The 25,771-nt window shown below is 43.8% G+C and carries 21 protein-coding genes and 2 tRNA genes; 8 read left to right on the top strand and 15 right to left on the bottom strand.

Annotated features, from left to right (window positions below):
• The 5 genes from QVO88_RS05195 to QVO88_RS05215 form a co-directional block, all read left to right on the top strand.
• A partial coding sequence (locus QVO88_RS05195; protein ID WP_369678562.1) for a UDP-N-acetylglucosamine 1-carboxyvinyltransferase occupies positions 1-557 on the top strand: 557 nt, incomplete at its 5' end.
• A gap of 69 nt (positions 558-626) precedes the next feature.
• Complete coding sequence (locus QVO88_RS05200) at positions 627-1,451, top strand: Cof-type HAD-IIB family hydrolase (RefSeq protein WP_022287463.1); 825 nt, start codon at positions 627-629, stop codon at positions 1,449-1,451.
• A gap of 2 nt (positions 1,452-1,453) precedes the next feature.
• Positions 1,454-2,239 (top strand): MBL fold metallo-hydrolase, encoded by a 786-nt coding sequence (locus QVO88_RS05205; protein ID WP_022287464.1) that lies wholly within the window; start codon positions 1,454-1,456, stop codon positions 2,237-2,239.
• The gene (gene rlmH, locus QVO88_RS05210) at positions 2,236-2,721 is read left to right on the top strand and encodes a 23S rRNA (pseudouridine(1915)-N(3))-methyltransferase RlmH (protein ID WP_022287465.1); all 486 of its coding nucleotides are present in this window, start codon (positions 2,236-2,238) and stop codon (positions 2,719-2,721) included. Before QVO88_RS05205 ends, rlmH begins: the two co-directional genes overlap by 4 nt.
• Positions 2,722-3,006: 285 nt before the next feature.
• Positions 3,007-4,476, top strand: coding sequence for an alpha-N-arabinofuranosidase (locus QVO88_RS05215; RefSeq protein ID WP_022287466.1), 1,470 nt, complete (start codon positions 3,007-3,009; stop codon positions 4,474-4,476).
• 291 nt (positions 4,477-4,767) lie between these two features.
• Here QVO88_RS05215 and QVO88_RS05220 read toward each other — a convergent pair whose 3' ends face one another.
• Together QVO88_RS05220 and QVO88_RS05225 are read right to left on the bottom strand one after the other, a co-directional pair.
• A complete protein-coding gene (locus QVO88_RS05220) occupies positions 4,768-6,081 on the bottom strand; it encodes a hypothetical protein (RefSeq protein WP_265290532.1) in 1,314 nt (437 codons plus the stop codon).
• A gap of 174 nt (positions 6,082-6,255) precedes the next feature.
• Positions 6,256-8,136 carry a GGDEF domain-containing protein gene (locus QVO88_RS05225; protein ID WP_022287468.1) on the bottom strand — a complete coding sequence of 627 codons (1,881 nt, stop codon included), beginning with the start codon at positions 8,134-8,136 and terminating at the stop codon, positions 6,256-6,258.
• 453 nt (positions 8,137-8,589) lie between these two features.
• Between QVO88_RS05225 and QVO88_RS05230 the strand changes: the two genes are divergently transcribed.
• Positions 8,590-8,682 (top strand) — tRNA-Ser (locus tag QVO88_RS05230).
• 123 nt (positions 8,683-8,805) lie between these two features.
• On the opposite strand, the gene QVO88_RS05235 is transcribed toward QVO88_RS05230, so the two are convergent.
• From QVO88_RS05235 to QVO88_RS05245, 3 genes are read right to left on the bottom strand one after another with little or no spacing between them, the layout of a single operon-like run.
• Entirely contained in the window at positions 8,806-9,660 is an 855-nt protein-coding gene (locus QVO88_RS05235; protein ID WP_022287469.1) for an amino acid ABC transporter substrate-binding protein, read from the bottom strand.
• Positions 9,641-9,793 carry a hypothetical protein gene (locus QVO88_RS05240; RefSeq protein ID WP_181979662.1) on the bottom strand — a complete coding sequence of 51 codons (153 nt, stop codon included), beginning with the start codon at positions 9,791-9,793 and terminating at the stop codon, positions 9,641-9,643. The genes QVO88_RS05235 and QVO88_RS05240 overlap by 20 nt, the downstream gene beginning before the upstream one ends.
• A gap of 26 nt (positions 9,794-9,819) precedes the next feature.
• The gene (locus QVO88_RS05245) at positions 9,820-10,377 is read right to left on the bottom strand and encodes a CYTH domain-containing protein (protein ID WP_022287470.1); all 558 of its coding nucleotides are present in this window, start codon (positions 10,375-10,377) and stop codon (positions 9,820-9,822) included.
• Between the two features lie 311 nt (positions 10,378-10,688).
• On the opposite strand from QVO88_RS05245, the gene QVO88_RS05250 reads away from it, so the two are divergent.
• Positions 10,689-11,579 carry an ATP-binding protein gene (locus QVO88_RS05250; protein ID WP_022287471.1) on the top strand — a complete coding sequence of 297 codons (891 nt, stop codon included), beginning with the start codon at positions 10,689-10,691 and terminating at the stop codon, positions 11,577-11,579.
• A gap of 66 nt (positions 11,580-11,645) precedes the next feature.
• Positions 11,646-11,721: transfer RNA gene (locus QVO88_RS05255), tRNA-Thr, on the top strand.
• 136 nt (positions 11,722-11,857) lie between these two features.
• Here the strand turns inward: QVO88_RS05255 and QVO88_RS05260 are convergent.
• The 10 genes from QVO88_RS05260 to QVO88_RS05305 form a co-directional block, all read right to left on the bottom strand.
• Entirely contained in the window at positions 11,858-13,342 is a 1,485-nt protein-coding gene (locus QVO88_RS05260) for a glutamate synthase subunit beta (protein ID WP_288177796.1), read from the bottom strand.
• Between the two features lie 77 nt (positions 13,343-13,419).
• Positions 13,420-17,961: a glutamate synthase large subunit gene (gene gltB, locus QVO88_RS05265; RefSeq protein ID WP_195249714.1), complete on the bottom strand. Its 4,542-nt coding sequence runs from the start codon at positions 17,959-17,961 to the stop codon at positions 13,420-13,422.
• Positions 17,962-18,328: 367 nt separating this feature from the next.
• Complete coding sequence (locus tag QVO88_RS05270; protein ID WP_022287474.1) at positions 18,329-18,967, bottom strand: M15 family metallopeptidase; 639 nt, start codon at positions 18,965-18,967, stop codon at positions 18,329-18,331.
• A 53-nt stretch (positions 18,968-19,020) separates the two neighbouring features.
• Positions 19,021-20,571 (bottom strand): L,D-transpeptidase family protein, encoded by a 1,551-nt coding sequence (locus QVO88_RS05275; RefSeq protein WP_022287475.1) that lies wholly within the window; start codon positions 20,569-20,571, stop codon positions 19,021-19,023.
• A 221-nt stretch (positions 20,572-20,792) separates the two neighbouring features.
• Entirely contained in the window at positions 20,793-21,989 is a 1,197-nt protein-coding gene (locus QVO88_RS05280) for a transglutaminase-like domain-containing protein (protein ID WP_022287476.1), read from the bottom strand.
• 545 nt (positions 21,990-22,534) lie between these two features.
• Positions 22,535-22,705, bottom strand: a complete 171-nt coding sequence (locus QVO88_RS05285) for a DUF362 domain-containing protein (RefSeq protein ID WP_022287477.1) — start codon at positions 22,703-22,705, stop codon at positions 22,535-22,537.
• Positions 22,706-22,860: 155 nt separating this feature from the next.
• Positions 22,861-23,295 (bottom strand): ACT domain-containing protein, encoded by a 435-nt coding sequence (locus QVO88_RS05290; RefSeq protein WP_022287478.1) that lies wholly within the window; start codon positions 23,293-23,295, stop codon positions 22,861-22,863.
• Positions 23,296-23,313: 18 nt separating this feature from the next.
• Entirely contained in the window at positions 23,314-24,621 is a 1,308-nt protein-coding gene (locus QVO88_RS05295) for a phenylacetate--CoA ligase family protein (RefSeq protein ID WP_022287479.1), read from the bottom strand.
• A 64-nt stretch (positions 24,622-24,685) separates the two neighbouring features.
• A complete protein-coding gene (locus tag QVO88_RS05300; protein ID WP_022287480.1) occupies positions 24,686-25,183 on the bottom strand; it encodes an HD domain-containing protein in 498 nt (165 codons plus the stop codon).
• Positions 25,183-25,758 carry an indolepyruvate oxidoreductase subunit beta gene (locus QVO88_RS05305; protein ID WP_022287481.1) on the bottom strand — a complete coding sequence of 192 codons (576 nt, stop codon included), beginning with the start codon at positions 25,756-25,758 and terminating at the stop codon, positions 25,183-25,185. The genes QVO88_RS05300 and QVO88_RS05305 overlap by 1 nt, the downstream gene beginning before the upstream one ends.
• Between the last annotated feature and the right edge of the window lie 13 nt (positions 25,759-25,771).

Here is a 25,771-nt window from a genome sequence, read left to right on the forward strand (position 1 = left end):
CTGCCACAAAGGGCGACGTTGTTATCGCAAATGTTATCCCTAAACACCTTGAGTCTATCACGGCAAAGCTACGCAAGGTAGGCGTAAACGTTGAAGAAAGCGACGAGAGCGTTCATGTTTGGGTGGACGGTCCGCTCATGAAAACTTCTATAAAAACTATGCCGCACCCTGGCTTCCCTACTGATATGCAGCCGCAGTTCTCAACACTGCTGACGCTCGCAGAGGGTACGAGCATCGTTACAGACGATATTTTTGACAACAGATTCAGATATGTGGCTGAGCTTAGAAGAATGGGCGCTGACATTTCTGTTGACGGCAAGGTGGCTGTTATACAGGGCGTTGGCAAGCTCAAAGGTGCTCCTGTTGTGGCAACTGACCTGAGAGCAGGTGCGGCAATGGTCATTGCCGGTCTTGCGGCTGAGGGCACTACTGAGATAGACAATATTTTCTACATCGAAAGAGGATATGAAAAGATAGATGAGAAACTCAGAGGGCTTGGAGCTGACATTCAGCGTGTTTACAAGCCTGACGCTAACGAAATGGAGCTTAGCGGCTGATAAATATTGATAACACTGCGGCGGCATATTATTTGCCGCCGTTTTTTACAGCATTTGAGAGGACATGATATGGAGCTTTTTATTTCCGACCTTGACGGAACGCTGCTTAACGGCAATGCAGAGGTGACGGAGTTCACAAGAGACACTTTGAACAGGCTCATGGCAAAGGGGCTTAACTTCACTGCCGCCACTGCAAGGACGCTTGCTTCCGCAGGAAAAATACTTTCGGGGCTTGACCTGAAGCTTCCCGTTATACTTATGAACGGCGTGCTTATTTATGATATGGCGGAGAAAAAATACGTCAAGATAAACAGCCTTTCCAGGAAGCTTTGCGGTCTTATCATAAGTCTTTCAAAAGGACTTGGTTTAGAGCCTTTTATGTACTCGGTTTCAGATAACCAGCTTTCCACAAGATATGAGAGGCTTATTTCACCTGCAATGAAGAGCTTTTACAACGAACGCAGAGAGAAATATTACAAGTCTTTCACGCAGGTCAGTGACCTTTCTCAGTACATCGACAATGTGATATACTTCACATTTATTGCAGAAAAAGAAAAACTTGTACCGCTGTATGACGCTCTTAAAGAAAATGAAAAGCTGAACATCACATACTATTATGATGTTTATGACCCCAAGCTTTGGTATCTTGAAGTGTTCTCTTCGGCGGCTTCTAAGGAGCAAGGCGTGAGGTATCTTCGTGAGAATTACGGCTTTGACTTTGTCACGGCTTTTGGGGACAACACCAACGATCTGCCTATGTTCAAGGCGGCTGATAAAAGAGTGGCGGTAAAAAACGCATGCAAAGAGATGCTTGAAGGCTGTGACGAGGTGACAGGCACAAATGAAGAAGACGGTGTTGCAGAGTATCTTCTGAAAACTTTTGAAAGGAATTAGTTATGGCAAGGATATATCCACTTTTTTCATCAAGCAAGGGCAACAGCTCTTTTATCGGCAACAGTGACGGCGGGATACTTGTTGACGCAGGAGTATCCTGCAAACGTCTTTGTGAGGCTTTGAAAGCTAACGAGATCGACCCTGCTGTGATACAGGGAATTTTTATCACACACACACATTCAGACCATGTTTCGGGACTTAAAGTTCTCACGAAGAAATATCATATCCCTGTATTTGCCCAAAAGACCAATCTTGAGATACTTGTATCTGACGGCAAAATAGACCCAGCCTGTGATGTCAACGAGGTGGACGGCAATGAAGTCTGCATAGGAGATTATGCCGTAAAAGGTTTTGCCACATTTCATGATACCCCTGCAAGCTGTGGATATCAGATAAAGACCCCTGACGGCAAGCAGGTGTGCGTATGCACCGACCTTGGCACTGTTACAAATGAGGTGGATATGCACCTGAGCGGTTCTGACCTTGTTTTGCTGGAGTCAAATTATGATGAGTCAATGTTGAAAAATGGACCTTATCCATACGAGCTGAAAAGACGCATCGCTTCAGACCACGGACACCTTTCAAACTCTGCCTGCGGAGAACAGCTAAAAAAGCTTATGACAGCAGGTACATTTAAATTTATTTTAGGGCATTTAAGTCAGGAAAACAACACGCCTTTGCAGGCTGAAAACTCGGCTGTGGGAGCACTTGGGGATTACGAGCGCAACAGCGACTATATTTTACATATAGCAAAGCCTGAGGGCAGCGGAATGGCGGTGGCATTTTGATAAGGATAAATCTTATTACAGTTGGAAAGCTGAAAGAAAAATACTGGCGTGACGCTGCGGCGGAATACTCAAAGCGGCTGGGGGCGTTCTGCAAGCTTGAAATAGTTGAGCTGAACGAGTCGAGGTTATCTGACAACCCCTCCGAAAAGGAGATAGCAGCGGCGCTTGAAAACGAAGCAAAAGCCATGAAAGGCTACACTGACATCAAGGGTGCATACAATATTGCAATGTGCATTGAGGGCAAGCAGCTTTCAAGTGAAAAGCTGTCCAAAAAGCTCAGCGAATGCGGTCTGAACGGATTCAGCACAGTGAATTTCATAATAGGCTCGTCATTCGGCATTGCCCCTGAGATAAAGGCGAAAGCTGACCTGCGCTTATCAATGTCGGAGATGACGTTCCCACACCAGCTTGCAAGGATAATGCTTTTGGAGCAGGTTTACAGGGCGTTTCAGATAAGTGCTAATACTAGGTATCATAAGTGAATTTCGGATATAACAAAACCGCCCTTTGTGCCTGTCATGTAGTGATAAACATCAGGATCGAGCATCTTATTGTAAAGTTCAAACAGCTCACTTTCGGTCTTTCTGGTCAAAAAAATCATTGGCATTGATAATTTCAAGGACAAGCTTAAAACGGCTGATAAAAATATCGTTCAGCTTGTATGCACAGCTTTTACTGTCCATAGAATCATCTGTAATTGAAATATGAGGATTCCTTGACTTAGTATAATAATAACATAATAATTCAGTATGCTGCGGAGGTATAACATGAAAAAAATATCAATGGTAATAAATGCAGACGACAGACTCGGACATATCTCTCCCGAGATATACGGACATTTTTCCGAGCATCTCGGAAGATGTATCTACAATGGTATATATGTGGGTGAAAATTCACCTATTCCGAATACAGACGGAATAAGGAATGATATCATCGAGGCGCTCAGAAATATAAAAGCTCCCGTTTTCCGCTGGCCCGGCGGCTGCTTTGCAGAAGAATATCACTGGCAGGACGGTATCGGAGAAAAATCTCTGCGCCGAAAGATCGTGAACACGAACTGGGGCGGAGTTACGGAGGATAATTCTTTTGGCACGCACGAATTTATGCGCTTCTGTGAGCTTGTTGGCTGCAAGCCTTATATAAACGGCAATGTTGGTAGCGGCAGTGTTCGTGAATTATCCGAATGGATAGAATATATGACCTCAGATGCGGAATCACCTCTCACAGAGCAGAGAAAGAAGAACGGCAGAGCCGAGCCGTGGAAACTCGAATACCTCGGTATCGGCAATGAAAACTGGGGCTGCGGAGGAAATATGCGTCCCGAATATTACGCCGACGTTTATAAAAGGTATCAGACATTCTGCCACAATTATTCGGGAAACAAACTTTACAGAATAGCCTGCGGTTCAAGCTCTGCCGACTATAACTGGACAGAAGTCATGATGAAAAATCTTGACAGCAATAATGTTGATGCTATCGACCTGCATTATTATACGATGCCAGTATGGCCCGAAATGGAGTCTGCCACCGATTTTGACGATGAGCTTTATTATAAAACTATCGCTGCAGCGAACTTTTCCGATGAGCTTATCACAAGACATTCGGAGATAATGAACCGCTATGATCCCGAAAAGAAAATAGGACTTGTAATAGGAGAGTGGGGCTGTTGGCATAAGGTAGAAGAGGGTACGAATCCGGGATTTTTATATCAGCAGAATACAATGCGTGATGCTATCGTTGCTGCAATAGAGCTGAATGTTTTTAACAGACACAGCGACCGTGTTGTAATGGCAAACCTTGCGCAGGCGGTGAATGTTCTCCAATCGGTCATTCTTACAGAAGGCGATAAGATGATAAAAACGCCTACATATCACGTTTTCGACCTTTTTAAAACACACCAAAACAACGAGGCGGTTTACTGCTATACGCAGAATGAAAATATGTCGGAAGGTAAAAATGCTCCGATGATCTCGGTTTCCGCATCGGTGAACGAAAAGAGTATGACCGTTACCGCCGCAAACTGTTCGCTTACGGAAGAGGCTGCTGTTGAATGTAGCATTTTCGGATTTAAAGCATCATCAGTTTCTTGCAGGATACTTACAAACGAGGCGCACAGCTATAACGACTTCGACTGTCCCGACAGAGTGAGCATTACCGAGCATACGGCAGTCATCAAGGACAATGTGTTAAAGCTGAATATTCCGCCTTGTGCTGTTGTGGAATGTGTTGTTGACTAAATATTGGGGCATATTCACAGTGCATTTCGTCTTTATAATAAAAATATAAGCATAAGAGCTGCGTTTCATTAAAGAAGCGCAGCTCTTTGTTTTATAAAGCCATAATATGTTGGGCATTGTACTCGCAAAAAAATAATGCATAAAATGGGCTTCTGTTGATAAAATGTGAATGTGTTCACATTTTGGGATTTTGTCCTTATGTGCTGCAATTGGGCAAGGAGGAAGCCGAAGGATTTGTTAACATGACAAAACCGCCGCAACCAAACTCGGTTGCGGCGGTAATTTTATCTGCTATGAATTATTGTTCTTGCTGTAATACTCTGTCTGCTTATCGTAGACCACTTTCGGCGTGTAACGCTTTATAGCCTTGTTGTTTACCTTGATGTCAAGCTTTTCTACCCAACTTGTTAATTTCTTCTGAAATTCATCGCTCTTCATTTCTTTTAGAAGATCTTCATGATTGTCCTTGGCATATTCTGTATCTCTGTCCTTAACATCGCCCTTGATAAGAATGTAATATGCGTTATCGTCCTCATAAGCTGTTGCAACGTCTGTGCTCATACCGCTTACTTCTTTGAGTATCTTGCCGTTTGTAGTGTCTTTCTGTGAATCGTCCATTTCACCATAGTTCGCCATTTTCTCATTTGCATATGGGTCTGGCTCTGATGATGAGCTGTCTGTTGACGAGTCACTGTCTGCAGCGGAGCTTGATTCTGCTGTGCTGTCAGATACAGAAGATGTATCATCGGAAGCTGTAGAACTTGTGTCGCTTTCTGCTACAGAAGAAGTGTCGTCAGAAGTCGTGCTGCTGTCTGCGGCTGATGAATCGCTGTCAGCGGCGGAGCTTGAATCTGAGGCTTTCTTTGAAGCAACATAGTCGTTGTACTCATCTATGATGCTATCAAAATCATCAAATGAAACTCCCTGAGCCTTTTCAAGGAACTCATCTCTTTTTGCCTTGGCTTCCTCATTTGCAGCGTCTGCTGAGTCTGTAGAAGAATCGGTGGCTGATGATGAAGAATCAGTTGATGCTTTAGTTTTTGCAAAGGAAATGGATTTATATCTCAGGTAGTTATCATCAAGATACTTCACCATTTCATCGTCTGAAACGGCTTCCTCGCCGCCCTCTGCATAGTAGTGATCAAAAAGCTCTTCTCTCATTTTAGAGCCTTTGAGTGCAAGCTTTACAGATTCCTTTGAGATACCCTCTGACTCGTAAAACTCGCCCTGAGAATCCCATGTGCTGCTTATGCTGTCATTAATGGACTTTATATCCTCATCTGAAAGAGTAAGTCCAAGCTCGTTGAACTTGTCAACTACAGCCGCATACTCCTTAGTTGCAGTGAGAGCATAATCTGAAAGATACTCGTCAAATGCCTTTCCGTCTACCTTCTGATCGAAATAGTCCTTTTTGATGCCTTTCTGATAATACATCATCGTCATTTGATATGACATTTCTGTAAGCTCATTATAAATGTAGATTCCTGCGTTTATCTTGCTGTCACCTGCTGTCATCACATAGCTTGTGTCCGAGCAAGAGGTAAGGCTCGCAGTACAAAGCAATGCGGCAGTAAGAGCAGCCGTTATTTTTTTAGCTTTAGCCATTTTATTATCCATTTCCTTTCCGAAAAAAATCGTCTTACTAACAGGCAGAAAACCGCCTTAACTTTTACATTATACTACATTTGAGCCTATAAGTCAAGTGGATATGTGTCTCTCACACGCAAAAACGGACGATCACTGACCGTCCGTTGTAATGCACTGATATTTTATCTATTGCTATTTCCTGTTTTTATGTCTTTCCAATTTACTTGCGTACATTATCTTATCCGCCTGTGTAAACATATCTTCAAGCTCGTGGACATCTGTTATATGTTTACAAATACCGCCTATACTAACGCTGACCTCAAACTCGTTACCTGCAAACTTGTTATATACCCTAAGACGGTCGTTGACCCTTGCAGAAAATCGTTCAGGATAGTTGTCGTTATAGTCGTTACAGCCTATCACCACAAACTCATCGCCGCCTACCCTTGCACATATCTCGTTATTTTTTGTCGATGCCAAAACTGCGTCTGCGATCGCTTTTATTGCAATATCACCGCTGTTATGGCCAAAATTATCATTTATCTTTTTAAGACAGTCCAGATCGCAGACAGCGATAAAAGCCTTATTTTTCGGATTTGACATTCTGTCAACAACAAACTGGATATTTTTCTCAATGCCTATTCTCGAATAAACACCTGTCATAGCGTCACGGACTGCAAGATTAGCTATGGAGTTTCGTATCCGCATTGATTCCAGAGCATTGCTTACATGATTTGTCCAATTACGATAAGTGATATCTATCGATTTTATTTCGTCACCGTAAGACAATACAGCATAGCCATAGCACCGATCTATAAAATGTACCGGGGTGATAAAGAATGCACGAGGGCTTTCTCGTTCTTCATCCAGATCAGGAAATATCTCTTTGAGTTCAAAAGGATCATGAAGAGTTCTGCTTTTGCCGTCAACGTTTCTTATATAAAGCACCATATTTTCTGTATATTCCTTTGGGACAGTGGAGATCTCACCGACTATCTCATGCTCTCCGAGGCAATCCTCATTAAGGCAAAGATAATACCTCTCATGACCAATGATAAGATAGAGAAAATATTGTATCCTGGCCATCAGATCATCGGGATCTTTAGAGCAAGCCATTATATCGGTCATATTGCTGTCCAAAAATTCATGATAATTCATCTTGTTCTGAGATGATAAAAGATCACGCTTTGTATAGCTATAATCCTCATGACAGCCGCAGGAAGCACCTATCTCCACCTTGCCGCCGTCCTCTATAAGGCCCTGCGGTTCAACGCCTTTGATCCTTGCCTCAATGGTCATTACTGCGTTCACGCCAGTTTCAAAGATCGGCGGTGAGCACGAGGTTATAGCTGGCACGCAATGGATAGCCTCATCTATTGCGTCATAACCTGCAACTATCATATCCTCAGGCACGCTCAAACCGTTTTTCTGATATTCATGTACAACGCCTATAGCCATATAATCTCCACAGCAAACGATAGCGTCAGGCTTTTTACGTCTGCCATAGATGATATTATTTGCCACCTCTGCCGCTTTATCATACCAGAAGCCTCCGTCAAAGCAGACAAAGTCCGGATCATACTCTATGCCATGCTTTTCAAGGGCACGCTTATATCCCGCAAGCCGTTCACGAGTGGTGGCAGTCTCCAGCGCACCGCTCAGAAAAAGTATCTTCCTGCATCCATGGACCTCGATAAGGTGTTCTGTCAATTGCATAAAAGGTATTTCGTCACGGGTATAAATACTTTCATAGTCCTTATAGCTTCCATCTATAAAAACCACAGGAACATGACATTTCTCATCTATATCCCTGCATATTTTGTCAAAAAGCCCAGGCATTTTTAATGTATCTGCCAAAACGATAACGCCATCGAGCTTATCATAATTTATAGCGTCATATATCTGCATTTCTCCAGCAGACACTGCTTTTAAGAATGACACTTTGACAAAGCTTGTGAAGATAAGCACATCATAGTCAAGCTGAAAAGCCTTTGTCATTACGCCTCTCAGCAATCTTTCCTGATAATAGCTTTCTGCCTCAGACAATATCACTCCAATGCGTTTTCTTCCCAAAATGTCTCACCTTCTCTATAATGTCGCATTTAGACGCACTTCGCCCTACAGTTATTCAAACATTATACCACATTTGCCTCGAGTTGTCAAAGGCATTTTGTGAATTTTCGTAAACTTTTTAAAGACTTTTTTATTTTTGTGGTAAAATTATTAAGATATTTTCAATATTACCAATACATATATTTGATTAAATTTGTTATAAATCAACCAAATGATTTGCTTAATCGTTTTCGAGATTGCGAAAATTTTCGGTAACATGTTCATATAGAAAATAAAATGAAAACTTTTCAGAATATTGTTAATAAAGCATCGCAGAGAAAACTTTTTTTACACAGAACTTCTGAATAAGAAAAGAACAAAAAAAGTTTCAAAAATGTCTTGACAAGTAAAAGATCATATGGTATAATATTAAAGTCGCTTAGATAGTGTGACACATATAAAAAATGATAAACTGGAGAAGTCGCCTAGCCCGGTTTATGGCGCACGACTGGAACTCGTGTATGGGTTAATAGCTCATCGAGGGTTCGAATCCCTCCTTCTCCGCCAAAAAGTCTCGTAAACACGTTGTTTGCGAGACTTTTTATTTTCTAAAGATATGACACACAAAAAAACTTAATAAAGCAAAAAAATCGGACAGCCCGAAGACTGTCCGATTGAATGTTTTTGTGATTATTCTATGGTCGTGATGTCGCTTCCGAACCAAGTTGTTGATATCTCAGCGAGCTTGCCGTCCTGCTTCATTTCGTGAAGGATCTCCTCGATCTTGTCGCAAAGTGCCTGATCACCAAGTCTGAAGCCGATAGCGTACTCCTCTGGGTCAAGGCCGTCAGGAAGCACCTTGTAATCCTTGCCTGATGTGGATATCTCGTAGTTTGCAACTACTGAGTCAAGGAACGCTGCGTCTACCATGTTAAGCTCCAACTGCTGGAGGGCTTCAACATTTGTTGCAAGCTCCGTTGTTGTCGCACCATTTGCTACAACGTCAGATGCAAGAAGTGTTTCCTGTGCTGTTGAGCCGTTCTGCACGGCAATGTTCTTGCCTGCAAGATCAGCCTGTGAAGCAACGTCGCTTGAGCCGTTTACAACGAACACCATTTCATTCTTCATGTAAGGCTCGCTCATGAGCATTACTTTCTTTCTCTCATCGCTGACAGAAAGGCCGTTCCAGATACAATCTATTGTGCCTGCATTAAGATCCTGCTCCTTTGTATCCCAGTTTACAGAGTAAGTTTCAAGTTCTACACCAAGTCTTGAGCAAACTTCCTTTGCAACGTCGATATCAAAGCCTACGATGTTGTCGTTCTCGTCCGTGTAGCCCATTGGCTTGAATGTTGGGTCAAGACCAAGCACAAGCTTGCCTGAATCAAGAACTTTCTGAAGTGAGTTATCCTCGCCTGTTGCAGCGGCTGTGCTGTTTGTGCCTGCTGCTGATGAAGAATCAGATGTGCTTCCGCAGCCTACAGCCAAAAGCATCATGGCAGCAGCGGAAAGTGATGCGATAGTCTTAAAAATAGATCTTTTCATTATTAACTTCCTTTCGGGTATCGTCAAAATACCATTTCATACGTTTTAACACTTTAATATAATAACATATTATAACGTCACTGTCAATTATCATTATTGCCCAAACCTTTGCAGGCTGTGGGTGCTTTTTCATAGAAAATGACCGCAGATAGGCGAAAATCAGCACTTGCCCAGCTTTTTCGCTCTTTCCATAAACCTTGCATACTTGCCTATTACCGCTTCTCCCTGTGTGATACCTGCATTTTTCAGTATCTCCAAAGGCTTTTCGGGATAGTCTGCTGTATATTCAAGCTCCAACTCATAGTCGGTCACGCCGAGATATTCGCTTTTGTCTAGGCATATCTCAACATGGTCGAAATCGGTGCAGAGCTTGCGCTGAGTATGCAAAGAGCCTGTAAGGTCAGCGGCAGGGAAATCTCTCCCCACAAGCTTTGAAAGCTCCTGTGCGGTGAGCTTTTTAGGCAGGCTGTCAAGCTGTTGTTCATACTCTTTTTTCACATGAAGCGCACCATTTTCGGAGATAGGTGCTTTAAGCTGCAAAAAATACTTATCCCCTATTTGTCTTACCCTGATACTTGTCATGCCTGAATCTCTTTGCGGGATATAATAAAAATTGGTCTGCTCTATTATTTTGCCCCACTGAAAAAGCTTTACAGCGGTGTTATATTGTTCTTTTGTGAGAGAAATTTTTATCTCACGCTCTATATTTTCGCTCATGATATCCTCCTGCTTTAATACTTTAGGCAACACCGCACAAAGCCCGCCTGACGGCTTTGCACGCCATCTGCTTGCAGATTTTCCGTCATATCACACAAAAATCCCTTGACATACGGCAGTATGCCTGCGGAATTTTTGTGCAATCTGACAAAAAATCTGACTACGCATCTGACGCACAATCTTTGTGCGGTATTGCCTTTATTTTATTATAACAATATCACAATATAATGTCAACATGAATATGGTTGACAAATTCCCATAAAAATAGTAGAATTTAATTAGTAATTTGATTATTTTAAGGAGAGTTTGAGATGTCAAGAATATTGACGCCACAGCAGAAGATAGAGCGGAGCATCGTTACTGATTTTCGCAGAGATATATGGAACAAGTTCGTTATGGGATATGAGCGTTACGATATGATAAAGCCGGGGGACAAAATAGCGGTGTGCATATCAGGCGGCAAGGACTCAATGCTCCTTGCTAAGTGTATGCAGCATTTGCAGAAATATCAGGGCATGGATATCGGGCTGGAGTTTATTGTGATGAACCCCGGCTACAGCGACGCAAACAGGCAGAGGATAATCGACAATGCGGCGCTTATGGGAATACCCATAAAGATGTTTGAAACAAAGGTCTTTGACATTGCATACAACACAAAACGCAACCCATGCTATCTTTGTGCAAGAATGAGACGTGGCTGGCTTTACAAATTTGCGCAGGACCTTGGATGCAACAAGATAGCTTTGGGACATCATTTTGATGATGTTATAGAAACCATACTCATGAGCATGGTATACGGAGGACAGATTCAGACTATGATGCCGAAGCTACACTCGAGGAACTACGCAGGCATGGAGCTTATCAGACCACTGTACATGGTGAAAGAGGCGGACATTATCCGCTGGGTGGAGCAGAACGATCTGCATTTTATCCGCTGTGCCTGCCGTTTCACTGAGAGCTACGAGAGGTCAGAGAAAAAGGGCGAGGTATCAAAGCGGCAGGAAATGAAGGAGCTTATAGCAAAGTTTCGCGCCACCAATCCCAACATCGAAAACAATATTTTCAAGAGCGTTTATAACGTCAATCTGCGCACTGTGATACAATACGAATACAAGGGCAAGAAGTACAATTTTATGGACACATATGATAATTACGACCCAAGCGTTCAGGCAGATGACGATGATGATGAGGGAATAGAGTAAAAAAGTTGTGAAAAGGGCTTGACAAAGCGGCAGAGATAGTGTATAATATATTACTGTAATTGGTTTGCTGCTATGGCTCAGTAGGTAGAGCACGTCCTTGGTAAGGACGAGGTCACCGGTTCAAGCCCGGTTAGCAGCTCCAGCAGGTGCTTGCACCTGCACCCAAATCCGCTATCATTTATGGTAGCGGATTTTTTTGTCGCCGCCATGGGTACGATACCCTACACACAAAAAACACCGCCCGAACTTCTCGGACGGTGTTATATTTTTATCTCGTATTACAGATTTGTATACTCCATAAGGCTCTTATCCACCTCACGGGCAACATCTCTGCCCTCTCTGATAGCCCATACTACAAGTGACTGTCCTCTGCGCACGTCGCCTGCGGCAAAGACGTTCTTCACGTTCGTCTGATGTGTGCCGTCGGCTGTTGCGATATTAGTTCTGCCGTCTACCTCAACTCCAAAAGCCTTTGTGAGATAGCTTTCAGATCCCAGAAAGCCTGCCGCAATAAGAACAAGCTCGGTTTCTACCTTGTATTCGCTGCCCTCAACAGGCTTCATTATCGTTCTGCCTGACTTAGGGTCTTTCTCTGGTGAGAGCTTTACAAGCACTGCACCCTTAAGATTGCCCTTTTTGTCTTTGAGAAACTCCTTGACAGTTGTCTGATAAACTCTCGGGTCATGACCGAACACACCGATAGCTTCCTCCTGACCATAATCTGTCTTGCAGACCATTGGCCACTGCGGCCATGGGTTGTTCTCGGCTCTCGTGTCAGGAAGCTTTGGCATCATTTCAAGCTGCAAAACGCTCTTTGCGCCATGTCTTACGCTTGTACCAACGCAGTCATTTCCTGTATCTCCGCCACCTATTACCATGACGTTCTTGCCCTTTGCGGAAATGTGGTTTTTATCCGTAAGACCGCCGTTCAGCAGCGCCTTAGTTGTGGATTTCAGAAAATCCACTGCAAAATAGATACCCTTTGCATCTCTGCCCTCGGCTTTGATATCTCTAGGGTTTGAAGCACCACAACAAAGTATTACTCTGTCGAAGTCCTTGAGAAGCTCAGCCGCTGTGATATCCTTGCCCACATTAACGCCTGTGCGGAACTCGATGCCCTCTTCTTTCATTATGTTTATCTTGCGCTCGATTATCTGCTTTTCAAGCTTCATGTTCGGTATGCCGTACATAAGCAGACCGCCCACTCTGTCCTCACGCTCGAAAACTGTTACACTGTGACCTCTCTGATTGAGCTGGTCAGCGGCAGCAAGACCTGACGGGCCAGAGCCTATAACAGCGATAGTCTTTCCTGTTCTTACCTTTGGCACTCTTGCTGAAGCATATCCGCAGGCATAGGCATTTTCAATAATGCCGTATTCGTTAGCCTTTGTGGTAACAGCGTCGCCATTAGCTCCGCAGGTGCAGGCTTTTTCGCAAAGTGCAAGACAAACTCTTGATGTGAACTCAGGAAAATTGTTCGTCATATGAAGTCTGTAATATGCCTGCTCCCAGTTGCCCTTGTATATAAGGTCGTTCCATTCAGGGATAAGATTGTTAAGCGGACAGCCTGAAAATGCGTTGCCTATCTTCATTCCTGCCTGACAGAACGGCACACCGCAGTCCATACATCTTGCTCCCTGCTTTTGCTGCTCCTCCTTTGAAAGAGGAGTGTGAAATTCATTAAAATTCTTTATACGTTCCTCAACGGAGAACGCTGCTGCGTCCTCACGCTTATAGTCCATAAAACCAGTTGGCTTTCCCATATCTCAACTATACTTGCTTTCACAGCAAGTATATCCTCCTTTCGATTTTAAAAGTACAATATCTCATGTGCGCAGGCTTACTGCTTGCCGTTGATGATCTGATAGAATGCTTCTATCTGCGCCTGATCACTACTCATACCCTTTTCTTCCATTGAAGCTATAGCAGACATCATCTTCTTGTAATCGTGAGGGATTATCTTCTTGAACTTAGGCAGATATTCCTCAAAGTTATCAAGAATACGCTTGCCCTTTTCAGAGCCTGTTGCGTCAACGTGCTGCTGGATAAGGTCTTTGAGCTGAATTATATCGTACTTCTCCTTGACCTCAGAGAAAAGTACCATTTCCTTGTTGAGTCTTGTGTAAAGGTGTCTGTCCTCGTCAAGAACGTAAGCTACACCGCCCGACATACCTGCCGCAAAGTTTTTGCCCGTCTTGCCGATAACTACCACACAGCCGCCTGTCATATACTCACAGCCGTGGTCGCCAACGCCCTCGACAACTGCCACTGCGCCTGAGTTTCTTACGCAGAAACGCTCGCCTGCAACACCGTCGATGAACGCCTTACCGCTTGTTGCGCCGTAAAGTGCAACGTTACCGATAATGATATTGTCCTCGGCTTTGAAAGTGGAATCCTTTGGAGGATAAACAACGAGCTTACCGCCTGAAAGTCCCTTGCCGAAATAATCGTTAGAGTCGCCCACAAGCTCGAGGGTCAAGCCGTTCGGGATAAATGCGCCGAAGCTCTGTCCGCCTGAGCCGTTGCAGACTATCTTGTATGTATCGTCAGCAAGTGTGTTATAATACTTTCTTGTTATCTCTGAGCCGAAGATAGTACCGAATGAACGGTCTGTGTTCTTGACATTTACTGTGATAGACTTCTTCTCACCACTCTCAAGATTTTTCTCGAACTCCTTCATGAGTACCTTTTCATCAAGAGTGTTTTCAAGCTTGAAGTCATACTTGGATTTCTTGTTGTATTCTACCTTTTCTGAAACGTAATCAGAGTTGATGATATTAGAAAGGTCAACTTGTGCCGCAGTGCCTGTGATACCAGCCTTTGGCTTGATAAGGTCAATTCTTCCCACAAGCTCGTCAACTGTTCTTACGCCAAGCTTTGACATATATTCTCTAAGCTCGGAAGCCACGAATATCATAAAGTTCATTACATATTCAGGCTTGCCGGGGAACTTCTTTCTAAGCTCCGGGTTCTGTGTTGCAACACCAAATGGGCAAGTATCAAGATTACATACTCTCATCATTGCACAGCCGAGTGTTATCAGCGGAGCTGTTGCAAAGCCGAACTCCTCTGCGCCAAGGATCGCTGCGATAACAACATCACGGCCTGTCATGAGCTTGCCGTCTGTTTCGATAACGACCTTGTTTCTAAGACCGTTCTTGATAAGGGTCTGATGTGCTTCTGCAAGTCCAAGTTCCCATGGAAGTCCTGCATTGTAGATAGAGTTTCTCGGAGCCGCACCTGTACCGCCGTCATAGCCTGAGATAAGGATAACACCTGCGCCTGCCTTTGCAACGCCTGCCGCAACTGTACCAACACCGCACTCAGAAACAAGCTTTACAGAAATTCTTGCGTTCTTGTTTGCGTTTTTCAGGTCATAGATAAGCTGAGCCAAGTCCTCGATAGAGTAGATATCGTGGTGTGGCGGAGGTGAGATAAGCGACACGCCAGGTGTGGAGTGTCTTGTTTTAGCTATCCATGGATAAACCTTTTTGCCAGGGAGATGACCGCCCTCGCCAGGCTTTGCTCCCTGTGCCATTTTTATCTGTATCTCATCAGCAGATGTGAGGTATCTTGAAGTTACACCGAAACGTCCCGAAGCCACCTGCTTGATAGCTGAACATCTGTCCTCAGAAGTACCCTTTGTGAGAAGTCTGTCAAGGCTCTCACCGCCCTCGCCTGAGTTTGACTTGCCGTGAAGTCTGTTCATTGCGATAGCAAGTGCTTCATGAGCTTCCTGCGAGATAGAGCCGTAGGACATAGCGCCCGTCTTAAATCTTCTTACAATAGAATCAACGCTCTCAACTTCCTCCAGTGGAACAGGATTTTCAGCAAAGTTGAAATCCATAAGACCTCTGATGTTCACAGGGTCCATTTCCTCAGAGATAAGCTTTGAATACTTCTTGTATGTTTCATAGTCACCAGTCCTTGCAGCCTGCTGGAGCAGATAGATAGACTGAGGATTGTAGAGATGCTCCTCCTTGCCGCTTCTGAACTTGTGGCTTCCTCTTGATTCAAGCTCTGTGTCTGTGCCAAGTCCAAGAGGGTCAAAGGCTGATGTATGAAGTCTGTCAACATTTTTCTCGATGTCAGATATTGTGATACCGCCTATTCTGCTGACAGTACCTGTGAAATACTTGTTTATAACGTCCTGACCGATACCGATAGCCTCGAATATCTGTGAGCCTTGATATGACTGTATAGTAGAGATACCCATTTTTGAAGCTATCTTTACGATACCATGGAGAACAGCCGCATTATAATCGTCAACAGCGGCATAGTAATCCTTGTCGAGAAGGTCGTCAGCAATAAGCTCGTGGATAGTTTCCTGAGCAAGATAAGGGTTGATAGCGGAAGCACCATAGCCAAGCAGTGTTGCAAAATGATGAACTTCTCTAGGCTCGCCGCTTTCGAGGATAATAGCAAGAGATGTTCTCTTCTTTGTAACAACAAGGTGCTGATGAAGCGCTGATACTGCAAGCAGTGACGGGATAGCAAGGTGGTTCTCGTCAACTCCCCTGTCTGAAAGGATAAGGATATTTGCGCCCTCGCTGAACGCCTTGTCTGCTTCTATATAAAGTCTGTTTATAGCCTTTTCAAGTCTTGTGTTCTTATAATAAAGTATAGGGATAACAGCTACCTTAAAGCCAGGAATGTGCATATTCTTTATTTTAAGGATATCTGTTGAGGTAAGGATAGGGTCGTGTATCTTCATTACCTTGCAATTTTCAGGCTTTTCTTCAAGAATGTTGCCGTCCTCACCGATATAGACAGTTGTGGAGGTAACTATTTCCTCTCTGATAGCGTCTATAGGCGGATTTGTTACCTGTGCAAAGAGCTGTTTGAAGTAGTTGAACAGTGGCTGAGGCTCTTTTGAAAGCACCGCAAGCGGGCTGTCTGTACCCATAGCGGCAATAGACTCAGAGCCGTTCTTTGCCATTGGCAGGATAGATGTCATAACGTCCTCATAAGTATAGCCAAAAGCTTTCTGAAGTCTTTGTCTTTCCTCGTAGCCGTGTTCCTCTACCTTGATGTTTGGTATCTTAAGGTCTTTAAGTCTGACAAGGTTGCTGTCAAGCCACTCGCCGTAAGGCTGCTTTGAAGCGTAGTATTCCTTAAGCTCGTCATCGTCGATAACTCTGCCCTGAACAGTATCAACAAGAAGCATTTTGCCTGGGCGAAGTCGTTCCTTTTCAACGATATTGTCTGACGGGATAGGAAGTGCGCCAACCTCAGATGAAAGGATAAGATTGCCGTCCTTTGTGATATAATATCTTGACGGACGCAGACCGTTTCTGTCAAGCACTGCACCCATGATATCTCCGTCAGAGAAAAGGATAGAAGCAGGTCCGTCCCATGGCTCCATCATAGTTGCGTAATACTGATAGAAGTCTTTCTTAGCCTGACTCATCGTGCCGTTGTTATCCCATGGCTCAGGGATCGTTATCATGACAGCCAGTGGCAGATCCATTCCACTCATGACCAAAAATTCAAGTGTGTTGTCGAGCATTGCTGAGTCAGAGCCTTCTGTGTTTACAACAGGTGTGACTTTATCAAGGTCTCCCTTCAAATGCTCAGACTTCATCGTTTCCTCACGAGCGAGCATTTTATCAGCATTGCCTCTGATAGTGTTTATCTCACCGTTGTGAACGATCATTCTATTAGGATGAGCTCTCTGCCAGCTTGGGTTTGTGTTGGTAGAAAATCTTGAATGTACCATAGCGATAGCAGACTCGTAGTCCTTATCCTGAAGGTCAGGGAAGAACTTTCTGAGATCCTGCACAAGGAACATTCCTTTATATACTATAGTTCTGCTTGAAAGCGATACAACGTAGGTGTCCTCATTCGACTGCTCGAACACACGTCTTGCAACATATAGCTTGCGGTCAAAATCAAGACCCTTTTTAACGCCCTTTGGACGCTTGATGAAGCACTGCATTATGGCAGGCATACACTGGGCAGCTCTCTTGCCAAGCACCTCAGGCTTTGCAGGAACGACTCTCCAGCCAAGGATCTCCAGACCCTCTTTTTCGGCGATTATCTCAAACATCTTCTTTGCCTGATTTCTCGCAAGCTCGTTCTGTGGGAAGAAGAACATACCAACGGCATAGTCTCTCTCCTCGCCAAGCGTGATTCCAAGCTCAGCGGCGGCGATCTTCTTGAAGAATTTATGTGAGATCTGAAGCAGGATACCTACTCCGTCACCTGTTTTGCCCTCTGCGTCCTTACCAGCACGATGCTCAAGCGTTTCAACGATAGTCAGCGCATTTGCAACAGTATCGTGGCTCTTTTTGCCCTTAATGTTCACAACAGCACCTATTCCGCAGTTATCATGCTCGAATTTCGGTGAATACAGGCTTTTTACATTAGTCATATCCTCCATGCGTTCCATTTTTATCACCCTTTCCTGCCAAACTGTAAAAAAATTATAGCTTATCGTTCAGCAACGTATGTTATTTCACGGCTCATAGCCGATTTTTAGCTGTTTTTAACAAAAAAATTTGCAGGAAGAAATTAAAATCCTGCAATCCTGCATAAGTGCCAACAAACTCAAAGCGTGGTTTTTCGCACAGATGCAAGAAAATAGCCTTTTGCCGTCTTTTTTGACGGCTTAATCATTATAACACACATTACAGCAAAATGCAAGAGCGAATGATAAAACTTGCATAAATTCATTATTAATTTTTAGTTAATCGGTATACATATATAACTTATGATTTCATATCGCTTTCCTAGGTAAACCTTGTAAACTAACGTAACAACGCTCTTTTCAGCTTATTTACAGCCATTTTCAGCGGAGAATCGTACTCCTTGTAAAAATGCTGATAATCCTTAGAATTGTTCCAGTCGCCACCCCATTTCCAGCCATGGCGTCTGAAAATGCAATAGCAAAGGTCTGTTCTGTCAATCTTGTGATCAAAAGCCTTGTCACGGTCTGCATACTCTGTAGCATTGGCAGGCATGACCTTATTCCCCACTATATAAGGATTTATAAGGGGGTTTATGTCTATCGCCCTGCCGTAGCTGTGAGCCGAGATAGTGTTGGTACCAGCCACCACCCTGTAGTTGAAGGCAGAGGAATTGTTATCCGCCATTGACCTTTCATCATCAGCGTCATACTCGTCCACGAGCCTGATTTTTTCTATCTCATAACCGCCCTCGAAAAGCTCATAGAAGATATCCAGAACCTCCTGTGCAAGCTTCCTCGCCACGATAAGCTCCCCCGACTGCACCTTATGCTCAAAGTCATAATACCTCACACGCAGATAGGCAAGGTCGCCCAGCTTCACATAGGGATTTTCCTTATAGGAAACGCCTTTGATACGCTCTGTCACCTCGTTTGGAAGTTCCTCAGCCGCAAAGCCCTCTCTGTATAATATCTTTTCCATAAAAAACACTCCTTACAAAAAGCGGTCAAGGCATGATACCTTGACCGTCCTTATTATTTATCCGCAGACTTGTAGTACATAACAACAGGCGTACCATAAGGCACGTTGTCATAAACATATTTAGCGTCGTCATAGCTCATATTTATACAGCCGTGAGAGCCGTTGTATTTGTATATCTCACCGCCGAAATATCCGCCTCGCCACGTTGAATCGTGAAGACCTATTCCGCAGAGAGAAACGTTATTCCAGAAGTTGCACTTTGTATCCCACTCGTCACCGTCGGCATTTGTGTCTTTCATACGCTTGTTGGTCTCCTTTGACCACAGCTTATAAACACCAGGGAGAGTTGTTCTCGCCTCAGATGTGGTCTGACCTGAAACTATATAGGTATCGAGCTTTTTCTTGCCCTTTTCATAATACCACAAGTGCTGGTCGGTAAGGTCTATCTCAATATAAGTGTCGCCTATATCATCGTCCTTGCTTCTCGCAGACTCAACGCCTGTAAAGTCAAAATAACCGGTACTGTAATAGATAGGGTCTACCTTGTCAACGCTCTCGCCCTTTTCAAGCATATCCACAAGATCGTCACAAGTCTTTTCCTGATCTATCCACCAGCCATATTTAGCATCAGAGCTTGTCGGCACGATTATGTCGCCCTGCAAAGTGGCGTGGAATTTTCTCTTAGTATTATATGTATCATACTTCTTTGCGAGCTTTTCCACATACTCCATGGCTTTCTTTCTGTCCACAGTGTAGCTTCCGTCATCTTTGAGCTTTATCATCTTCATAAGCTCCTCGCCCGTGAGAGTTTCTGTGGTGTAGTCAAAATCGTATGTGACAGAAAGCTGGAAAACATCATTTCGTTTCTTGCAATCGTCCTCAAGGTCTGCGCTCTTCACCTCCGGAAGAGAATAACAACCTGTGTCCTTGTCAAGCTCAACGCTAAGCTCACCTGCCGCCACGCTTTGCGTAACATAAGCTTCAAGCTTTTTCATATCGGTTATCTTGTTTCCCTGCACCTCAGGGGTGATAACATAAGCCGTCTTATCCTCGTTAAGACCAAGCTTTGCATCAGCAGTTTCAACATCGCCCCAATTTGCTTTCTCCACAAGCTTCTGAAGCTTCTCAACATCAAATGTGATATCCTCATTAAAGCTATAGATGGAGTTCTGTATAAATCCAGAGAACCATGTTTTTCTGTTCACGCTGTCATAGATCTTCTGAAGATCGTCCTTGCCGCTTAGTCTGTAATCAAAATCAGCCGTCTTGAAAACAACAGGCGTGCCGTCGATAGTTTTGACCGTAAGCTCATAAGGCATATCGTTCACCCCGAGCAGATCGCAAGCCTGTTCAAATGTCTTTCCGCCCACGTCAATGCCATTCACTGTTGTGCCGCTCAGAAATCTGTTGCTATAGTAAGCTCTTCCAATGAAATATCCTCCGCCCACAACTATCACGATAGCCGCTGCCGCAGTGCCGCAGATAATGCCGATATTGTTGCGTTTTTTCTTTCTTTTCTTATTCTTTGACGAACCTTTGACAGAGCTGTTTTTCTTCACTGATGTCGCAGGTTTTTTCGTTATTTTTGTGGAATTTTCCGTCATCAATTATCCTCCTGTACAAAATGACGTTCGGCATTTGCCGACAATGTATCAAGAATAATTATATCATGCTTTTTTCCTTTTGTCTATAGGATAGGCTGAAAAATTTGTCACAAAAAGAGTGCCGGATATTCTTATTTAATGTACAAATAAACGTACTGCAAACAAACTACACGCAAACACAGTAAAAAAATATCGGGCAGATAACTCCACCCGATACAATATCAATCTTTTATATACTTGTTCTTAACCTCGCTGTAGGTCTTGCAGAAGCGATCATGGGAGATATACGCTCCCCAGCTCATGTTATCGTCCACCTGAGGGTCCATAACATATACCTGACCGTTTATCGTTACCTCCACCCACATATGATAGCCATAACCGCCTGCCGCCATAGCGGTCTTGCCGTCAACGGTCTTTGCGTCAAAGCCTATGTAGTTGAGCATTGCAGCGTAAACGTAAGAATATTCTGTGCAAGTGCCGTAACCGTCCTCAAGAACAGCCTTGACAGGATTTGCCCAGCCGCCGTAATCGTAGACCGTGTTCTTTATAATATAATCGTAGCAAGCCACAGCCTTTTCGTAGTTTGTCATATCATCTGATATTATCTTATGGAGATATTTCAGAAGTATCTTTTCTTCCTTTGCGCTGAGCGTCGCCTTTGGATCAAGCACTGCAGAATTAAGTCGCTGTGCAGGGGTCTTGCCGTTGTCGACAACAGGCGCAGTGATTGTAGTTGTAACAGGCTTTTTAGTTGTTGTCACCTTAGCGGTGGTGGTCTTTTTCTTGGTAGTAGTCACCCCAGGCGTTGTGGTCGTAACAGGGGCAGTTGTTGTTTTTGCAGTGGTAGTAGTTTTTGCAGTAGTAGTTTTCACTGTTGTAGTCTTTTTTGTAGCCTTTGAAGCAACAATATCGCTGTCAGTAGTGCTGACAGGGACGGAAGTAACAGCAGAAACCTTTGTTTCAGACTTTGAAGCCTGCTGAGTTTTCTTTGTCACAAGGCTTACTGATATGCTAAGCTTTGTGTCAGCGGAAGTCACGCTCTGCACTGCGGTCACTGACGCTGGCTTCTGTGATATTACAGAGGTCGTTACGCTCTCTGATCTCAAAGCTGTTTCGGAAGCTGACTTTGTTGTTTCGCTTTTTGCAATTTTTACAGCCTTTACAGCCTCGGTCTGAGAATTTTTCGCAGTTTCCTTGACGGCTGATGTTGTAAGAACAGTTGTGATATCCCCGATCTGCTCAGATGTTTTCTTGTCAGAAACAGCAGAAATGACCTTTGCATTTTCAGGCGGCATGACTGCACATGGCTGGATAACGTTTTTATCAAGTGTCGCAAAAGTCACAGCAGATACTGTCACAACTCCGCAGGCAGAAAGCACAGCCACACAGCGGGATATTCCCGACTTCAAATAACCCAATTCAGAACGCTCCTTTCAAATGTGATAAACTAAACCATATTATAATGAATAAGGTTACAAAAGTCAAGGGGCATTGTAATCAAATTGTAATTTTCAAGCCGATTTTTCGTTCGTTTATGAAGTTTATATGAACGTTAAGTTACAACCATTGTACACTTTATATCCCAGGAACGACAATAAGGGTTCTATTTTTATCACTTTTAACAAATTTCGCAAAACTTTTATTAATAATACCGAAAAACGGACACCTGCGATACAAAAGCCCATATTTTCCACGATATTTTACATATCTATCCACAAAATCACCCACGCAAAAAAAAGAACGCAGACACAAGCCAGCGTTCTCTTTTTTGAAGTATATGAAGTATATATGGAGAAAAAAGTATATGTGTAAATTTCATCTTTTTGTCTTTCTCTTATTGTATTTATATCATACTCCGCCAATGTGACAGTTTTATGATAATGTGCTGAAAACTAATACACAAAAAAATAAGTGCAAAAAAACGCCTGCCATATGACAGACGTTTTCTCTTAGTTTAAGTAAATTACTCAGCCTGAGGTGCTCCTACAGGGCAAGTACCTGCGCAAGAACCGCAGTCGATGCACTCGTCAGCGTTAATAGCACACTTACCATCAGCCTCGGAGATAGCTCCTACTGGACATGCGTCCATGCAAGCGCCGCAGCCGATGCACTCATCACTAATCTTATAAGCCATTTTCACAGACCTCCTTGCATAAATTCTACAAGTATCATATCAAATACTATACTTATATAATAACACATTTTCTGAAAAAATCAAGAGGTTTTCGGCATTTCATAAAAATTTCACATAGATTTTAAGTGATTTTTCGGTTAGTATTCACTAATTAGCTAGATGCTTGCCAATTCCTGCTGTGAGATAAGTGCAAATCCTGCTTCACTCAAAGCTTCCAGAGCGGCTGTAACGTTCTCCACTCTAAGGATAAGATAAGCCGTGTTTTCCTTAGTGTTTATAAATGCAGAATACATATACTCAACGCTGATGTTGTCATTGTAGAGAGCTTTCATTGCTTCTGAAAGTCCGCCTGGGCGGTCATTTATCTCCACTGCAAGCACCTGAGTGGTGGTAACGGAAAAGCCCTCTGTTTTCAAGGCTGAAACTGCTTTTTCAAAATCGTCAACGATAAGTCTGAGAATACCGAAATCCTTTGTGTCAGCAAGGGACATTGCACGGATATTCACATCATTATCCCCAAGTATTTTTGTAACGGCAGACAATCTGCCAGGTCTGTTTTCAATAAAAACCGAAAGCTGTTTTACTGTCATAAAATTACCCCCTGTCTTTTAGACAAGCTTTCTCTTGTCGATAACTCTTACTGCCTTGCCCTCAGAACGTGGAATGCTCTTTGGCTCAACAAGTCTTATCTTCGCCTTGATGCCAAGGATATTATGGATATCGTTGGATATCTTCTTTTCAAGATCCTCAATAGACTTGACAGTATCAGAGAACATATCGTCATTAAGCTCGACTCTTATCTCGAAAGTATCAGAATTGTTCACCCTGTCAACTACTATCTGATAGTTAGGGCTTGCCTTTGATATCTTAAGAAGCACTGACTCTATCTGCGATGGGAACACGTTTACACCCTTAATGATGAGCATATCGTCGCTTCTGCCCATTGGCTTGCACATTTTGACGAGAGTTCTGCCACATGAGCATTTCTCTCTTGTAAGAATACAAATATCTCTTGTTCTGTATCTCAGCAGAGGGAAAGCTTCCTTTGTGATACTTGTGAATACAAGCTCGCCCTTTGAGCCTTCAGGAAGCACCTCTCCTGTGTCAGGGTCGATTATCTCTGCGATAAAGTTGTCCTCATTGATGTGCATACCAGACTGTGCTTCGCACTCGAAAGCTACGCCAGGACCGCTTGTTTCTGTCAGACCATAGATATCGTAAGCCTTGATGCCAAGAAGATTCTCTATCTCGTGACGCATTTCCTCCGTCCAAGGCTCAGCACCGAAGATACCAGCTTTGAGTGTAAGATCTTCTGGCTTTATGCCCATTTCCTTTACAGTTTCACCTATATAAGCGGCATATGACGGAGTACAGCACAGGATAGTAGAACCTAGATCCTGCATGAACTGTATCTGTCTTTCTGTGTTTCCTGATGACATCGGCAGAGTAAGACAGCCCACCTTATGAGAGCCGCCGTTAAGACCTGCTCCGCCTGTAAAAAGTCCATAGCCATATGCAACGTGGCAAACGTCGTCTTTTGTTCCGCCTGCGGCAACTATAGCTCTTGCACAGCAATTTTCCCAAAGGTCGATATCATGCTGAGTGTAGAAAGCCACAACTCTCTTGCCTGTGGTTCCGCTTGTAGAATGTATTCTCACGCACTCTGAAAGCGGCTTTGCAAGCAGACCGTAAGGATAAGCCTCACGCAGATCAGCCTTTGAAAGGAACGGCAGCTTGTACAGGTCCTCAATGCCGTGGATATCATCAGGCGTTACGCCCTTTTCTTCCATAAGCTTCTTGTAGTATGGCACATTGTCCCAGACGTGCTTGACCTGCTTGACAAGTCTTTCGCTCTGGAGTTTTTTCATGTCCTCGTGCGCCATGCACTCGATCTCTTCGTTCCAATATTTTCCCATTGGAACACACCTCCTGTTAAAATGGTTTCGGTCATATTACTCGGGTATCAACTTTGCACAAGTATCATACGCCGTACATTTCTTCAAGCATCTTAATGCCTGTTTTCGTTTTGAACACCTTGTCACGGAAGCTTTTTATGCTCTCTTTGGAAAGGCTGTCCTCGAAAGCGTTCACAAGGAAATCTGCTTCCAAGAGTATCTGCCAGTCAAGCCCCTGGGCGCCCTCATAGGTGTGATGATGTGCGATAAGGAAGCACACCCTGTCTATGATATTCTCATCAAAGTCAAGCTCTGTGAGCATTTTCCGTGCAGGCTCAGGACCTAACTGTTCCTGAAGCTTTCCGCCGCAGTGACACTTGCCGTATCTCTCCTCCGCAGGCTTTATGCCTATATCATGCACCACCGACGCAACGTCAAGACAGTACATGGCGCGGATATCAAGCCCCTCTGCCCTGCCAATGACACGGGCAAAGGTATGCACCTTTATAAAGTGCTGTATACGCTTAGGGTCGCCGCTGAAAAACTCGGTCATTTTTATGATAAGGCCGCTTATCTCGTCCATTATTTTACCTCTCTGCCGAGAGCGAACGCCTTTTTATTCAGTTCAAGGAACTTTGCAGGAACACAGTTTTCAAGAGCCTTCTGCCAAACGTCCTCGTCAAAAGCCATTTTAGTTGACACAACGCCCATGAGAACAACGTTTGAAGCCTTTGCAGTACCAGCCTGCTCCGCAAGTGCCAGTGCGTCAACAGCGATAACGTCAACGCCCTCTGCTTTAAGCTTGCCTATGATATCCTCAGGGTAAACAGCCGCACCTGTTATAACAGGCATTGGGTCTATCTGCTGAGTTGAAGTGATGATATGTCCGCCCTTCTTGAGATATGAAACATATCTTGCGGCTTCAAGCTGTTCAAAGCTGATGATGATATCAGCTTCGCCTTTTTCAACTACAGGCGAGCATACCTCGCTGCCGTACTTAACGTATGTAACAACGGAGCCGCCACGCTGGCTCATTCCGTGTACCTCGCTGACCTTGACATCAAACCCCTGTGAGAGAAGCACGTTTCCTATTATTCTTGACGCAAGCAGTGAACCCTGTCCGCCTACGCCCACTATCATAATTGATCTTGTTTTCATTATTTACACCTCG

The organism is Ruminococcus sp. CAG:57 (genome assembly GCF_000435935.1).
Taxonomy (GTDB): Bacteria; Bacillota; Clostridia; order Oscillospirales; family Ruminococcaceae; genus Hominimerdicola; species Hominimerdicola aceti.

Excerpts from the sequence above, each read along its gene's own strand:
- QVO88_RS05295 (WP_022287479.1), bottom strand. The coding sequence starts at position 24,621 with ATGGGAAAATATTGGAACGAAGAGATCGAGTGCATGGCGCACGAGGAC.
- QVO88_RS05270 (WP_022287474.1), bottom strand. The coding sequence starts at position 18,967 with ATGGAAAAGATATTATACAGAGAGGGCTTTGCGGCTGAGGAACTTCCA.
- QVO88_RS05215 (WP_022287466.1), top strand. The coding sequence starts at position 3,007 with ATGAAAAAAATATCAATGGTAATAAATGCAGACGACAGACTCGGACAT.
- QVO88_RS05305 (WP_022287481.1), bottom strand. The coding sequence starts at position 25,758 with ATGAAAACAAGATCAATTATGATAGTGGGCGTAGGCGGACAGGGTTCA.
- gltB (WP_195249714.1), bottom strand. The coding sequence starts at position 17,961 with ATGGAGGATATGACTAATGTAAAAAGCCTGTATTCACCGAAATTCGAG.
- QVO88_RS05235 (WP_022287469.1), bottom strand. The coding sequence starts at position 9,660 with ATGAAAAGATCTATTTTTAAGACTATCGCATCACTTTCCGCTGCTGCC.
- QVO88_RS05285 (WP_022287477.1), bottom strand. The coding sequence starts at position 22,705 with ATGGCTTATAAGATTAGTGATGAGTGCATCGGCTGCGGCGCTTGCATG.
- QVO88_RS05260 (WP_288177796.1), bottom strand. The coding sequence starts at position 13,342 with ATGGGAAAGCCAACTGGTTTTATGGACTATAAGCGTGAGGACGCAGCA.
- QVO88_RS05290 (WP_022287478.1), bottom strand. The coding sequence starts at position 23,295 with ATGACAGTAAAACAGCTTTCGGTTTTTATTGAAAACAGACCTGGCAGA.
- QVO88_RS05275 (WP_022287475.1), bottom strand. The coding sequence starts at position 20,571 with ATGACGGAAAATTCCACAAAAATAACGAAAAAACCTGCGACATCAGTG.
- QVO88_RS05205 (WP_022287464.1), top strand. The coding sequence starts at position 1,454 with ATGGCAAGGATATATCCACTTTTTTCATCAAGCAAGGGCAACAGCTCT.
- QVO88_RS05250 (WP_022287471.1), top strand. The coding sequence starts at position 10,689 with ATGTCAAGAATATTGACGCCACAGCAGAAGATAGAGCGGAGCATCGTT.
- QVO88_RS05300 (WP_022287480.1), bottom strand. The coding sequence starts at position 25,183 with ATGGACGAGATAAGCGGCCTTATCATAAAAATGACCGAGTTTTTCAGC.
- QVO88_RS05220 (WP_265290532.1), bottom strand. The coding sequence starts at position 6,081 with ATGGCTAAAGCTAAAAAAATAACGGCTGCTCTTACTGCCGCATTGCTT.
- QVO88_RS05240 (WP_181979662.1), bottom strand. The coding sequence starts at position 9,793 with ATGAAAAAGCACCCACAGCCTGCAAAGGTTTGGGCAATAATGATAATT.
- QVO88_RS05245 (WP_022287470.1), bottom strand. The coding sequence starts at position 10,377 with ATGAGCGAAAATATAGAGCGTGAGATAAAAATTTCTCTCACAAAAGAA.
- QVO88_RS05200 (WP_022287463.1), top strand. The coding sequence starts at position 627 with ATGGAGCTTTTTATTTCCGACCTTGACGGAACGCTGCTTAACGGCAAT.